The organism is Polaromonas potterensis, from assembly GCF_033446725.1.
Lineage (GTDB): Bacteria > Pseudomonadota > Gammaproteobacteria > Burkholderiales > Burkholderiaceae_C > Polaromonas.
Window position 1 is genome coordinate 66,315 of sequence record NZ_JAWQLX010000008.1, and the last position, 13,842, is coordinate 80,156.

Below are 13,842 nucleotides of genomic sequence, written 5' to 3' on the forward strand. Positions count from 1 at the left end.
CCTTATTTTTGATGACGGTCAGTCTAGACGCAGATTGTGACAAAGTAATTTACGCGAGCCCGCGCCGATTTGGCTAGCGGGATTTCCATGAGGCTGGCCGGGGCCGTCAAGATAATGCTGCACTGCGGTAACATAGGCGTACAGCACGCATGGCAGCTGACCACGGCTGAATTTCCCCCACGATGAACGCCCCAGACACCCTCCAAGAACTGACTGTTTCCGCCTCCGACACGAGTCCTGAGGCGGCGCACGGGCAAGCCCGCATCCGCGAGATCCCCTACAACTACACCTCGTTTTCCGACCGCGAAATCGTGATTCGCCTGCTGGGCGCGCGCGCGTGGGACTTGTTGAACCTGCTGCGCGACGAGCGCCGCACCGGCCGCTCGGCCCGCATGTTGTACGAAGTGCTAGGCGATGTCTGGGTGGTACAACGCAACCCCTATTTGCAGGACGACCTGCTGGACAACCCCAAGCGTCGCAAACAACTGGTCGAGGCCTTGCAGCACCGGCTCGGTGAAGTTGAAAAACGCCGCACGCCCGAAGCCGACCGCCAGCGCGACGCCATCGTCGGCGAGTTGCTGGAAGCCGCCAGGGGCGCGGTCAGCCGCTTTTCCATCTCTTTCGACGACATGGCCGACCTGCGTCGCCAGACCGCGCGCAAGCTGGGCAAGTGCACGCTCAAGGACAACATCAAGTTTGACGGGCTCTCGCGTGTCTCGCATGTGACGGATGCCACCGACTGGCGCGTCGAATACCCGTTTGTGGTGCTGACGCCGGACACCGAGGTCGAAATGGCCGGCCTGGTCAAGGGTTGTATCGAGCTCGGGCTGACGATTATTCCGCGCGGCGGCGGCACCGGTTACACCGGCGGCGCGATTCCGCTGAGCTGGAAGTCGGCCGTCATCAACACCGAAAAACTGGAGGCCATGACCGAGGTCGAACAGGTGTCGCTGCCCGGGCTGGACCAGCCGGTGGCGACGGTCTGGACCGAAGCCGGTGTGGTGACCCAGCGTGTGGCCGATGCGGCTGAACGCGGCGGTTTTGTCTTTGCGGTGGACCCAACCTCGGCCGAAGCCTCGTGTATAGGCGGCAATATCGCCATGAACGCCGGCGGCAAAAAAGCGGTGCTCTGGGGCACGGCCCTGGACAACCTGGCCTCCTGGCGCATGGTGACGCCCGAGGCGCAGTGGCTGGAAGTCACGCGCCTGAACCACAACCTGGGCAAGATCCACGACGCCGAGCTGGCCAGCTTTGAGCTGAAATATTTCGAAGCCGACGGCAAAACGCCCGTGCGTACGGAGCGTCTGGATATCCCCGGCAAAAGCTTCCGCAAGGAAGGCCTGGGCAAGGACGTCACCGACAAGTTTTTGAGCGGTCTGCCCGGCATCCAGAAGGAAGGTTGCGACGGCCTGATCACCAGCGCGCGCTGGATTGTGCACCGCATGCCGGCGCACACCCGCACCGTCTGCCTGGAGTTTTTTGGCAATGCCAAGGACGCCGTGCCCAGCATCGTCGAGATCAAGGACTTCATGTTCGCCGAGCAAAAGCGCGGCGGCGCCATCCTCGCGGGCCTGGAGCACCTGGACGACCGTTACCTGAAGGCGGTCGGTTATGCGACCAAGTCCAAGACCCACGGTGGCCTGCCGAAAATGGTCTTGTTTGGCGACATTGCCGGCGACGATGCCGACGTGGTGGCACGCGCGACCAGCGAGGTGGTGCGTATCGCCAATTCGCGTCGTGGTGAAGGGTTTATCGCCATCAGCCCGGACGCCCGCAAAAAATTCTGGCTGGACCGCAAACGCACGGCCGCCATTTCGCGCCACACCAACGCCTTCAAGATCAATGAAGACGTGGTGATTCCGCTGCCGCGCATGGCCGAATACACCGACGGCATCGAACGTATCAACATCGAGCTGAGCCTGGCCAACAAGATCAAGCTCTGCGACGCGCTGGAGGCTTTTTTCCTCAAGGGCAACCTGCCCCTGGGCAAGTCCGACGATGCCGGCGACATCCCTTCGGCCGAGTTGCTGGAAGACCGGGTCGGCCAGGCGGTGGCGCTGGTCGGCGAGGTACGGGCTTTGTGGTCGGGCTGGTTGCGTGACAGCGACGCCTTGTTCCCGCAGCTGCAAGACCACACCCTGCGCGCCAGCTGGAAAACCCAGCTGCGTGCGCCGCTGCAAACGATTTTCTCCGGCGCCGCGTTTGTGCCGATTCTGGAGGCCTGTACCGCGATTCACAAACAGGTGCTCAAGGGCCGGGTCTGGGCCGCCTTACACATGCACGCCGGTGACGGCAATGTGCATACCAATCTGCCGGTCAACAGCGACGACTACGACATGTTGCAAACCGCGCACCAGGCGGTGGCCCGCATCATGGTGCTGGCGCGTTCGCTGGACGGTGTGATTTCCGGCGAACACGGCATTGGCATCACCAAGCTGGAGTTTTTGACCGATGACGAACTCCAGCCTTTCGCCGACTACAAGCTCAGGGTGGACCCCGAAGGGCGTTTTAACAAAGGCAAGTTGCTACGAAATAAAGAGCTGCTTGCGCCCGTTGCTATTGGGCTGGATGCCAAAAAGGCTTATAAAAATGGCCCTACCGAGGCATTGTTCGCCGACCTGACCAATGCCTACACGCCGAGCTTTGGCCTGATGGGCCATGAGTCGCTGATCATGCAGCAGTCCGACATAGGCGCGATCGCCGACAGCGTGAAAGACTGCCTGCGCTGCGGCAAATGCAAACCGGTGTGCGCCACCCACGTGCCGCGCGCCAACCTGCTGTACAGCCCGCGCAACAAGATTCTGGCGACCTCCTTGCTGGTTGAAGCCTTTTTGTACGAAGAGCAGACCCGGCGCGGCATCAGCATCAAGCACTGGGAAGAATTTGAAGACGTGGCCGACCACTGCACGGTCTGCCACAAGTGTTTGAGCCCATGCCCGGTGGATATCGACTTTGGCGATGTGTCCATGAACATGCGCAACCTGCTGCGCAAGATGGGGAAAAAATCCTTCCGCCCCGGCAATGCGGCGGCCATGTTTTTCCTGAACGCCACCAGCCCGCAAACCATCAAGTTCATGCGCGGTGCGATGGTCGATGTCGGTTTCAAGGCCCAACGCGCGGCCAACGATGTGTTGCGTGCCTTGACCCGCAAACAAACCGCCAAACCGCCGGCCAGCGTGGGCCGGGCGCCGGTGAAAGAGCAGGTGATTCACTTCATCAACAAAAAAATGCCGGGCGGCCTGCCCAAAAAGACCGCCCGTGCGCTGCTGGACATCGAGGACAAGGACTACGTTCCCATCATCCGCAACCCGGCCACCACCACCTCGGAAACCGAAGCGGTGTTTTATTTCCCCGGTTGCGGCTCCGAGCGCCTGTTTTCGCAGGTCGGCCTGGCGACCCAGGCCATGCTCTGGCACGCCGGCGTGCAGACCGTGTTGCCGCCCGGTTATTTGTGCTGCGGTTACCCGCAAAAAGGCAGCGGCCAGTTCGACAAGGCCGAAAAAATCATCACCGACAACCGGGTCTTGTTCCACCGCGTGGCCAACACGCTGAACTACCTGGACATCAAGACGGTGGTGGTGAGCTGCGGTACCTGTTACGACCAGCTGCAGAGTTATGAGTTCGACAAGATATTCCCCGGTTGCCGCATCATCGACATCCACGAATACCTGCTCGAGAAAAGCATCACGCTGAAAACCGATCAGCCGGGCCAGGGCTACCTGTACCACGACCCCTGCCACAGCCCCATGAAGCTGCAGGAGCCGATGAAAACGGTCAAGGCCTTGCTTGGTGACCAGGTGCTCAAGTCGGAGCGTTGCTGCGGCGAATCGGGCACCCTGGGGGTGACACGACCGGACATCTCGACGCAAATCCGCTTTCGCAAGGAAGAAGAGCTGCAAAAAGACGAAGCCAAGCTGCGTGCCAGTGGCGCCGTCAGCGAAACCGGCAACGTCAAAATTTTGACCAGCTGCCCGAGTTGCCTGCAAGGCTTGTCACGCTTCGGCAATGACTTGCAGAACGGTTTGCTGGAGGCCGACTACATCGTGGTCGAAATGGCCAACCAGATCCTGGGCAAGGAATGGCTGCCGACCTATGTAGCAGCGGCCAACCACGGCGGCATCGAACGGGTGCTGGTTTAAGCCGGCGGTCACCGGGCCTGTTCCGCCGCAGAGGGGCGGCGGACAGGCACACACGGCCAACATGGGTTTTGCAAATCAGCCAAAGCAGGGCAAACTGGCCCTGGCCGCGTTTTATTAATTTTCAAAGAAGCGATTCACCACCATGGCAGGTCTTCAGCCGGGGACACCGACCCCCACCGCATTGACGGTGCACACCCAGTCGCGGGTGCTGGAAATTGCCTTTTCCGACGGTGCGCAGTTCAACATTCCGTTTGAGCTGATGCGGGTGTATTCCCCCTCGGCCGAAGTCCAGGGCCACGGCCCCGGCCAGGAAGTGCTGCAGACCGGCAAACGCGAGGTCAACATCGTTGAACTGGAGCCGATCGGCAACTATGCGGTCAAGCCGGTTTTTTCCGACGGCCACGAAAGCGGCATTTTTTCCTGGGACTACCTGTATTTCCTGGGCGCCGAGCAGCCGCGTTTGTGGGCCGACTACCTGCAGCGCCTGGAGGCGGCCGGCATGTTGCGTGATGCACCCATGGTGGCGGCCGGCGGCCACGCCTGCAGCAGCCACTGAGATTCGTTGGCACCGTCCCCGGTTCGCTATCAAATTGCTAGCTTGCCGCACCCTGGCAACGGGCGACGGTGTTGTTTTTCAACATAAATCAGGGGCAATGTCCTAGGTGAGGGCAGGGTTGTCTCTTGAATTGGCGGTTTTCGCCTCTAGCATTGGCTTATGACAAGTACCCATTTTGGATTTGAGTCTGTTGACGAAAAGGAAAAAGCGGGCCGCGTGCGCGGCGTGTTTGATTCGGTCGCGTCCAAGTACGACGTGATGAACGACCTGATGTCCATGGGCCTGCACCGCGTCTGGAAGGCCTACACGGTGATGGTGGCCGACGTCAAGGAAGGCCAGCGTGTTCTGGACATCGCCGGCGGCACCGGCGACCTGGCACTGGCTTTTTCGTCCAAGGTGGGCGCCAGCGGTTGTGTGGTGCATACGGATATCAACGAAGCCATGTTGCGCGAAGGCCGCGACCGCTTGCTGGATGCCGGCAAGGTTTTGCCGACCACTGTTTGTGATGCCGAACATCTGCCCTTCCCCGACGCCAGTTTTGACCTGGTGACCGTGGCCTTTGGTTTGCGCAACATGACGCACAAGGACAATGCCCTGCAGGAAATGAACCGTGTGCTCAAGCCCGGCGGCAAGCTGCTGGTGCTGGAGTTTTCCAAAATTGCCAAGCCGCTGGAAAAAGCCTACGACTGGTATTCCTTCAAGATCTTGCCCACCTTGGGCAAACTGGTGGCGAATGACGACTCCAGTTACCGCTACCTGGCGGAGTCCATTCGCATGCATCCGGGACAGGAAGAATTAAAAGCCCTGATGCACAAAGGTGGTTTTGGTCATGTGGACTATCACAACCTCACCGGCGGCGTGGTGGCATTGCATGTTGGAATCAAGTGTTGAGTTCTGTTTAATTAGAGGAGACGTTATGAAACTTTGGTCTGCGATTTTGGCGGCTGTATTGTCCGCTACCATGCTCTTGGCCTATGCGCCTGCGGAAGCCAAACGCATGGGCGGCGGCGGCTCGGTGGGGCGGCAATCGTCCAATGTCACGCAGCGCCAGGCAACGCCGCCTGCGCAGGCACCGGCCAATGCCGGTGCTGCAGCCGCGGCGCCTAAAAAACCTTGGGGTGCGATGTTGGGCGGCTTGGCTGCTGGTCTGGGCCTGGCCTGGCTGGCTTCGTCACTCGGCCTGGGCGGTGCCTTTGGTCAGATCATCATGTTTGCCTTGCTGGCCCTGGTGGTGATGGTGGTGATTGGTTTTGTGATGCGCAGGCTCAAGGCCGGCAACGGGCAGGGCCAGGGTTCGGCGCCTTATGCCTTCCAGGGAGCAGGCAATGCCAGCACGCCGCGTGACTACAACCCTGGCAACGTCGGCAATGACGCCTCGGCCCGGCCTTGGGAGCGCAACACCACGGCCTTTGAAGCCAACACGCCGGCGTCCGGCGCTTCGGTGATCGGCTCCTCGCTGATCGGTTCGCAGTCCTGGGGTGTGCCTGCCGGCTTTGATGCAGAAGGCTTTTTGAAAGCTTGCAAGGCCAACTTTGTGACCCTGCAAGACGCCTGGGACCGTTCGGACGTCACCAGCCTGCGCGCCATGATGACCGACGACATGCTGGCCCAGATCAAGGCCCAGTTGGCTGATCGCGAATCACACACCGGTGGCACGGCCAACAAGACCGATGTGGTCATGCTGGATGCCAAGCTCTTGGGTATTGAAGAACTCAGCGATGTCTACATGGCCAGCGTGGAGTTCTCCGGCATGATCCGCGAAGACGCGTCGGCTGGCGCCAGCCCGTTCCGTGAAGTCTGGAACATGACCAAACCCCGCAGCGGCGGCGGCTGGCTTGTCGCTGGCGTTCAGGCATTGCAGTAAGCCCCCACGGTCGCTCACTGCGTGTAGCTTCCTGCCCCCCGAGGGGACGCTGCGCCTGCGGTCTGGCGAAGCCAGTCCCGCGGCCCTGACTGATCTTTAAAGTCCCTCCAATCGCTCGCGCGATGGAGGGATTTCTTCAATCTGCTGCAAAATCGGGGACGTATGAATAACACGTCCCCTTTTTCTTTTCTGCAATCCCTGGCCTCCCGTTTTCAACCGCCCGCCTGGGTGGTGGATGAGGGCCAGCAAAAACTCGTCCTGTTCCTGAACCATGTGTTGATACAGGAGAAAGAGGCGCAAAACCGTCTCTTGCGCAAAAAAGGCAGTGTGATCCATGTGCGTTGGGGCGTGTTTGCGCTGGACCTGTTGATCACGCCCGCCGGGCTGGTGGACCGCGCACCATCGACCTCCAAGCCGGACCTGTTGCTGGCCGTGGTGGCGGAGTCCCCTGCGGTGGTGGTGCAGTCGGTGCTGGCCGGCAAGGCGCCGCCCGTCAAGATCGAAGGGGATGTACAACTGGCCGCCGAAGTTGCCTGGCTGGCCGACAACCTGCGCTGGGATGTGGAAGAAGACCTGTCGCGTCTAATCGGCGACGTGCCGGCCCACACACTGTCCAATCTGGCACGCCAGGCGCTGGCCGGTCTGCGCCAGTTTCTGGCCCAGGCGCCATCGTCGTCCACATCGGTGTCGGCCTCGGCACCCCCGGAGCCGCCAAAGGCTGCTTCATGAGCCGCCTCTTCAGGGGTGTTTTTATCGTCTGGACGGTGTTGCGTTTCGGCCTTGACGAGCTGGTGCTGTCGAGTTTCGAGAAGCCCTGGATACGGCGGCTGACGCGCGTGGTGTCCATGGGCCGCAACCTCAAGGCGCCGCGTGGCGAGCGTTTGCGCGAAGCGCTGGAAAGCCTGGGGCCGATTTTTGTCAAGTTCGGCCAGGTCATGTCGACCCGCCGCGACCTGCTGCCGCCTGATATTTCCAACGAGCTGGCCAAGCTGCAGGACCGGGTGCCGCCGTTTGATTCGGCCGTGGCGATTGCCATCATTGAAAAAGCCTTTGGCCGGCGGATAGACCAGATCTTCGCGACCTTTGAGCGTGAGCCCGTGGCCAGTGCCTCGATTGCGCAGGTGCATTTTGCGACCTTGCCCAATGGCCGCGAGGTGGCGGTCAAGGTCTTGCGTCCCAACATGTTGCCGGCGATTGAAAAAGACCTGGCCTTGATGCGCATGATGGCCGGCTGGATCGAAGGCATGTCGGCCGACGGCAAACGCCTCAAGCCGCGCGAGGTGGTGGCCGAGTTTGACAAATACCTGCATGACGAGCTGGATTTGTTGCGCGAGGCTGCCAACGCGGCCCAGCTGCGCCGCAATATGCACCAGCTTAACCTGGTGCTGATCCCGGAGATGATCTGGGACTTCTGCATGCCCGACGTCATGGTGATGGAACGTATGTACGGCGTGCCCATAGGCCAGGCCGAGCGCTTGCGCGATGCCGGCGTGGACATGAAAAAGCTGGCGCGTGATGGTGTCACCATCTTTTTCACGCAGGTGTTTCGCGATGGTTTTTTTCATGCCGACATGCACCCCGGCAATATCCAGGTCAGCCTGGACCCGGCCACTTTCGGGCGCTACATCTCGCTGGACTTCGGCATTGTGGGCACGCTCACCGAGGTCGACAAAGAGTACCTGGCGCAGAACTTCAGCGCGTTTTTTCAGCGCGACTACAAACGTGTGGCCGAGCTGCACCTGGAGTCCGGCTGGGTGCCGCCCAGCACACGTGTGGACGAACTCGAAGCCGCGATACGCGCCTGTTGCGAACCCTACTTTGACCGGCCGCTCAAGGAGATATCCCTCGGCATGGTGTTGATGCGTCTGTTCCAGACCTCGCGGCGTTTCCAGGTGGAGATTCAGCCGCAACTGGTGTTGCTGCAAAAAACCCTGCTCAACATCGAAGGCCTGGGCCGCGAGTTGGATCCCGAGCTCGACCTGTGGAGCACCGCCAAACCTTTCCTCGAGACCTGGATGCTGGAGCAGGTTGGCCCCGAAAAATTGCTGGAGCAGCTCAAGGCCGAAGCACCGACCTACGCCAAGCTCTTGCCCATGTTGCCGCGCCTGCTGCAGCAATACCTGAAAGGCCAGACCGGCGGCAACCACCGGGATCTCCAGGACTTGCTGCAGGAACAAAGGCGCACCAACAAGCTGCTGCAAAGCCTGATCTACGGCGGCCTGGGCTTTGCCCTGGGCCTGCTCGCCATGCAACTGGTGCTGCGTATCCGGCTTTTTTGAGGCCGGAAAGGTGGGGCTGAAAATGTGGGGATAATCACGCAGTCTTGAGGAGGCCGCTTTGCTTTTAACCCTGGTTTTCGTCTATCTACTGATCACCATCATCATTGGCCTGTACGCGGCCAGGCGCGTTAAAAACACGGCCGACTATGCCGTGGCCGGGCGCAAGCTGCCGCTGGTCATGATTGTGACCACGACTTTCGCCACCTGGTTTGGCTCCGAAACCGTGCTGGGCATCCCGGCCAAGTTTGTCAGCCACGGCCTGAACGGCGTGGTGGAAGACCCTTTTGGCGCCGGTACCTGTCTGATTCTGGTGGGCCTGTTTTTCGCCGGCAAGCTCTACAAGATGTCTTTGCTGACCATCAGCGACTATTACCGCGAGCGTTATGGCCGCATCATCGAGGTGGCTTGTTCCGTCATCATCATGGTCAGCTACCTCGGCTGGGTGGCGGCCCAGGTCGCCGCGCTGGGGCTGGTGTTCAACCTTCTGTCGGGCGGCGCCATCAGCCCCACGGCCGGCATGTTGATAGGCACGGCCTCGGTGCTGGCCTATACGCTGTTTGGCGGCATGTGGTCGGTGGCGGTGACCGATTTCATCCAGATGATTGTGCTGGTGGTGGGCCTGGCCGTGCTGGCCGTGTTTGCGGGCAACCAGGCCGGCGGTGCCGACAAGGTCATCGCCCTGGCCACCAGTCAGGACCTGTTCCGCTTCTGGCCCGAACCCCAGTTCAAGGACATGGTGTTTTTCTTTGCCGCGGCCATCACCATGATGTTCGGCTCGATCCCGCAGCAAGACGTTTTCCAGCGTGTGATGTCCGCCAACAGCCACAGCGCTGCGACCAAGGGGCCGGTCATAGGCGGTGTTTGCTACATCCTGTTTGCCTTTGTGCCCATGTTTTTGGTGGCCAGCGCCCTGATCATCATGCCGGAGCAGACGGCCCTCTTGCTCAAGGACGATCCGCAAAAAATCCTGCCGACCCTGGTGCTGGAAAAGATGCCTTTTGTGATGCAGGTGCTGTTTTTTGGTGCCTTGTTGTCGGCCATCAAATCCACCGCGTCGGCGACCCTGCTGGCGCCCAGCGTGACGTTTGTCGAGAACATCTGGCGCCAGTTCAAACCACGCATGAGCGACAAACACGAACTCAAACTGATGCGGGCCACGGTGCTGGTGTTCAGTTGCCTGGTGGTCACGTATGCCATCGCGATGCAGGGCACCTCGATTTACGAGATGGTGTCGGGCGCCTACCAAGTGCCTCTGGTGGGGGCGTTTGTGCCGCTGGTGGCCGGCCTGTACTGGAAAAAAGCCAGCACCCAGGGCGCGATTTTTTCCGTGGTGTGTGGCATTGGCGTCTGGCTGCTGTTCACGTTTTCGACGCTGGGCGAGCAGTTTCCGGCCCAGCTGGCCGGCGTGCTGGCCGCGACCCTGGGCATGCTGGTGGGCTCGCTGACCCCGCAAACCATTGAAAACAACCGTGGCTTGCACCGCCGGTTGTCCACCGAAGGCTGATCTCCTCGCTACCATGGTGGTAGTGGCCTAGCGCCTATAATTGAGGGTTTTGCATCCTGCGGGTCCCGTGGGGTCAAACAGCCGCGACCAAACCTCTACCACCATGCCAATCTACGCTTACAAATGCGAGTCCTGCGGGCATTCCAAGGACGTTTTGCAAAAAATGTCCGATGCGCCCCTGACGGACTGCCCCCAGTGCGGTGCACCCGCCTTCAAAAAGCAGCTGACTGCAGCTGGTTTCCAGCTCAAGGGTTCGGGCTGGTATGTGACCGACTTCCGCGGCGGTGGCGGTGCCACGGCGGTTCCGCCCGTGAGTGGTTCGGACGCTCCGGCGGCCAGCACGGCGGATGCCAAGCCGGCGGCGTCCACGGCCCCAACAACAGCCGCCCCGGCTCCGGCGGCCGCTGCGAGCACTCCACCGGCGAGCGGCTCCACCGCCTCTAGCAAGGCGAGCTGATGGCCGCCATCCGTCGATGGCTGCTGGCCGGGCTGCTGGTTCTGGTGCCGCTGGCGGTCACCGTCTGGCTGCTGAACTGGGTCATAGGCACGCTGGACCAGACCTTGCAAATCCTGCCGGTCGGCTGGCACCCGGACAAATTGCTGGGTGTGCATATTCCGGGTTTCGGCGTGTTGCTGGCCCTGGCCATCGTCTTGTCGATTGGCGCCATCGCCAGCAATTTCCTGGGTAAAAAGCTGGTGCGCTGGTGGGATGCGCTGTTGAGTCGTATTCCCATCGTCCGGTCGATTTATTCCAGCGTCAAACAGGTGTCCGACACCTTGTTCTCCGAAAACGGCAATGCGTTTCGCAAGGCGCTGCTGGTGCAATGGCCGCGTGAAGGGGTCTGGACCATTGCTTTTCAGACCGGCATGCCGGGCGGCGACGTCGCCAACCACCTGCCGGATGATTACCTGAGCATTTATGTCCCGACCACCCCCAACCCGACCGGCGGCTATTTCGTTATGCTCCGAAAAGCCGACTGCATCGAGCTCCAGATGAGTGTGGACGAAGCCCTGACCTACGTGATCTCCATGGGTGTGGTGGTGCCTGGCAGCGCCGCCAACTACAAACCGAAATAATTTCTCCTCCGCAGCGCGCGAGCGCTCACAAGTACAAGCGACCTATCTATGACTTCCCAAATGCGTTCCCACTATTGCGGCCTGGTGACCGAGAGCCTGATGGGTCAAACCGTCAGCCTGTGCGGCTGGGTCAATCGCCGGCGTGACCACGGCGGCGTGATTTTTATCGACCTGCGCGACCGCGAAGGTTATGTGCAGGTGGTGTGTGACCCGGACCGCGCCGACATGTTCAAGACGGCCGAAGGTGTGCGTAATGAGTTTTGCGTGCAGATCAAGGGCCTGGTGCGTGCACGTCCCGAGGGCACGGTCAACGACGCGCTGAAAAGCGGCAAGATCGAGGTCTTGTGCCACGAGCTGATTGTGCTCAACCCCAGTGTGACACCGCCGTTCCAGCTCGACGACGACAACCTGTCCGAGACCACACGCCTGACCCACCGCGTGCTGGACCTGCGCCGTCCTTACATGCAGAACAACCTGATGCTGCGTTACCGCGTGGCCATGGAAACCCGCAAGTTCCTCGACGCCAATGGGTTCATCGACATCGAAACCCCCATGCTCACCAAGAGCACGCCCGAAGGTGCGCGTGACTACCTGGTGCCCAGCCGCGTCAACGAAGGCCAGTTTTTTGCGCTGCCGCAAAGCCCGCAGCTGTTCAAGCAGTTGTTGATGGTGGCCGGCTTCGATCGTTATTACCAGATCACCAAGTGTTTCCGCGACGAAGACTTGCGTGCCGACCGCCAGCCCGAATTCACGCAGATTGATATCGAGACGTCCTTCATGGGCGAGCAAGACATCCGTGACATGTTCCAGGGCATGATCAGCAACATCTTCAAGACCGTGCTGGCCACCGACCTGGGCGAATTCCCGGTCATGACCTATGCCGATGCCATGTTCCGTTTTGGCTCCGACAAGCCGGATCTGCGTATCAATCTTGAATTCACGGAACTGACGGGTGTGATGGCCGATGTGGACTTCAAGGTCTTCAGCACTCCGGCGACCACGCCGGGCGGCCGTGTGGTGGCCCTGCGTGTGCCCGGCGGCTCCGAGATGAGCCGTGGCGAGATCGACGGTTACACCGAGTTTGTCAAAATTTACGGCGCCAAGGGCCTGGCCTGGATCAAGGTCAACGACGTGAGCAAAGGCCGCGAAGGCCTGCAAAGCCCCATCGTCAAAAACCTGCACGACGCCGCGATTGCCGAAATCCTGCAGCGCACGGGCGCGGCCAACGGCGACATCATTTTCTTCGGGGCCGACAAGTCCAAGGTGGTCAACGACAGCATCGGTGCCTTGCGCCTGAAAATCGGCCTCAGCGCCTTCGGCAAAAAATCCGGCCTGTTCACGGTCGGCTGGAAACCGCTGTGGGTGGTGGACTTCCCGATGTTTGAACACGACGAGGAAAACAATCGCTGGAGCGCGGTGCACCATCCGTTCACTGCGCCCAAGGACGGTCATGAAGACTGGATGGACACCGATCCCGGACGTTGCATTTCCAAAGCCTACGACATGGTGCTCAACGGTTGGGAACTGGGCGGCGGTTCGGTCCGTATCCATCAGGCCGATGTGCAGAGCAAGGTTTTCAACGCCCTGAAAATCAGCCCCGAGGAAGCGCAAGAGAAGTTCGGCTTCCTGCTGGATGCCCTGCAATACGGCGCGCCACCCCACGGCGGCCTGGCCTTTGGCCTGGACCGCATCGTGACCATGATGACGGGCGCCGAGTCCATCCGTGACGTGATTGCTTTCCCCAAGACCCAGCGTGCGCAATGTCTGTTGACCCATGCACCGAGTCCGGTCGACGAAAAACAATTGCGCGAACTGCACATTCGCCTGCGCAACCCGCAGCCGGTCTGACACCACCGCTGACGCCATCCACATGGCCGACATGAACAACCGCTCCACGGCGCTGCCCGTCGGGGCGGTTTTTCTTTGGCGCGACGTCGTTCGCGTGCGGCCATGACGGCCTTCAAAATCCCCGAGTCCGTGCTGGTGGTGATTCACACCCCGGCGCTGGAGGTCTTGCTGATCGAACGTGCCGACCACCCGGGTTTCTGGCAAAGCGTGACCGGCTCCAAAGATGCGCTGGACGAGCCCTTGTTGCACACGGCCGTGCGCGAGGTGTGGGAAGAAACTGGCCTGCGCGCCCGGCCGCAAGACCTGCAAGACTGGGCGCTGTCCAATGTTTACGAAATTTACCCGGCCTGGCGGCAGCGCTACGCCCCCGGCGTGATGCGCAACACCGAACATGTATTCAGCCTGTGTGTGCCGGCCGCCACGGCGGTCACCCTCAGTACGCGCGAACACAGCGCCTACCAGTGGCTGCCTTATCTGGCGGCCGCCGACCAGTGTTATTCCCCCTCGAATGCCGAAGCCGTGTTGCTGCTGCCGAAAGTTGTGGGCGCCGCGGGTACGGGCTAAATTCCGCTGGT

The 13,842-nt window shown here is 60.9% G+C and carries 11 protein-coding genes; all 11 read left to right on the forward strand.

All coding sequences use genetic code 11. The features are described from left to right. Window positions 1–182: 182 nt before the first annotated feature. Window positions 183–4,139: an FAD/FMN-binding oxidoreductase gene (locus R6254_RS15035; protein WP_318407979.1), complete on the forward strand. Its 3,957-nt coding sequence runs from the start codon at window positions 183–185 to the stop codon at window positions 4,137–4,139. 142 nt (window positions 4,140–4,281) lie between these two features. Further along, window positions 4,282–4,695 carry a gamma-butyrobetaine hydroxylase family protein gene (locus R6254_RS15040; protein ID WP_318407980.1) on the forward strand — a complete coding sequence of 138 codons (414 nt, stop codon included), beginning with the start codon at window positions 4,282–4,284 and terminating at the stop codon, window positions 4,693–4,695. Window positions 4,696–4,854: 159 nt separating this feature from the next. Beyond that, window positions 4,855–5,586, forward strand: a complete 732-nt coding sequence (gene ubiE, locus R6254_RS15045) for a bifunctional demethylmenaquinone methyltransferase/2-methoxy-6-polyprenyl-1,4-benzoquinol methylase UbiE (RefSeq protein ID WP_318407981.1) — start codon at window positions 4,855–4,857, stop codon at window positions 5,584–5,586. Window positions 5,587–5,611: 25 nt separating this feature from the next. Continuing rightward, window positions 5,612–6,559, forward strand: a complete 948-nt coding sequence (locus R6254_RS15050) for a Tim44 domain-containing protein (RefSeq protein WP_318407982.1) — start codon at window positions 5,612–5,614, stop codon at window positions 6,557–6,559. 162 nt (window positions 6,560–6,721) lie between these two features. Then, entirely contained in the window at window positions 6,722–7,288 is a 567-nt protein-coding gene (locus R6254_RS15055) for a hypothetical protein (RefSeq protein ID WP_318407984.1), read from the forward strand. Beyond that, the gene (gene ubiB, locus R6254_RS15060; protein ID WP_318407985.1) at window positions 7,285–8,838 is read left to right on the forward strand and encodes a ubiquinone biosynthesis regulatory protein kinase UbiB; all 1,554 of its coding nucleotides are present in this window, start codon (window positions 7,285–7,287) and stop codon (window positions 8,836–8,838) included. The genes R6254_RS15055 and ubiB overlap by 4 nt, the downstream gene beginning before the upstream one ends. A gap of 58 nt (window positions 8,839–8,896) precedes the next feature. After that, window positions 8,897–10,342, forward strand: a complete 1,446-nt coding sequence (locus R6254_RS15065; protein WP_318407987.1) for a high affinity choline transporter 1 — start codon at window positions 8,897–8,899, stop codon at window positions 10,340–10,342. A 103-nt stretch (window positions 10,343–10,445) separates the two neighbouring features. Next, entirely contained in the window at window positions 10,446–10,799 is a 354-nt protein-coding gene (locus R6254_RS15070; RefSeq protein WP_318407989.1) for an FmdB family zinc ribbon protein, read from the forward strand. Continuing rightward, window positions 10,799–11,419: a DUF502 domain-containing protein gene (locus R6254_RS15075; protein WP_318407991.1), complete on the forward strand. Its 621-nt coding sequence runs from the start codon at window positions 10,799–10,801 to the stop codon at window positions 11,417–11,419. Before R6254_RS15070 ends, R6254_RS15075 begins: the two co-directional genes overlap by 1 nt. Window positions 11,420–11,479: 60 nt before the next feature. Then, the gene (gene aspS, locus R6254_RS15080; protein ID WP_318407993.1) at window positions 11,480–13,267 is read left to right on the forward strand and encodes an aspartate--tRNA ligase; all 1,788 of its coding nucleotides are present in this window, start codon (window positions 11,480–11,482) and stop codon (window positions 13,265–13,267) included. 102 nt (window positions 13,268–13,369) lie between these two features. After that, window positions 13,370–13,831, forward strand: coding sequence for a dihydroneopterin triphosphate diphosphatase (gene nudB / locus R6254_RS15085; RefSeq protein ID WP_318407994.1), 462 nt, complete (start codon window positions 13,370–13,372; stop codon window positions 13,829–13,831). The last annotated feature ends 11 nt before the right edge of the window (window positions 13,832–13,842 follow it).

Bases quoted from the DNA above. Each gene is read 5' to 3' on its own strand.
- R6254_RS15035 (WP_318407979.1), top strand. From the start codon at position 183: ATGAACGCCCCAGACACCCTCCAAGAACTGACTGTTTCCGCCTCCGAC.
- R6254_RS15040 (WP_318407980.1), top strand. From the start codon at position 4,282: ATGGCAGGTCTTCAGCCGGGGACACCGACCCCCACCGCATTGACGGTG.
- ubiE (WP_318407981.1), top strand. From the start codon at position 4,855: ATGACAAGTACCCATTTTGGATTTGAGTCTGTTGACGAAAAGGAAAAA.
- R6254_RS15050 (WP_318407982.1), top strand. From the start codon at position 5,612: ATGAAACTTTGGTCTGCGATTTTGGCGGCTGTATTGTCCGCTACCATG.
- R6254_RS15055 (WP_318407984.1), top strand. From the start codon at position 6,722: ATGAATAACACGTCCCCTTTTTCTTTTCTGCAATCCCTGGCCTCCCGT.
- ubiB (WP_318407985.1), top strand. From the start codon at position 7,285: ATGAGCCGCCTCTTCAGGGGTGTTTTTATCGTCTGGACGGTGTTGCGT.
- R6254_RS15070 (WP_318407989.1), top strand. From the start codon at position 10,446: ATGCCAATCTACGCTTACAAATGCGAGTCCTGCGGGCATTCCAAGGAC.
- R6254_RS15075 (WP_318407991.1), top strand. From the start codon at position 10,799: ATGGCCGCCATCCGTCGATGGCTGCTGGCCGGGCTGCTGGTTCTGGTG.
- aspS (WP_318407993.1), top strand. From the start codon at position 11,480: ATGCGTTCCCACTATTGCGGCCTGGTGACCGAGAGCCTGATGGGTCAA.
- nudB (WP_318407994.1), top strand. From the start codon at position 13,370: ATGACGGCCTTCAAAATCCCCGAGTCCGTGCTGGTGGTGATTCACACC.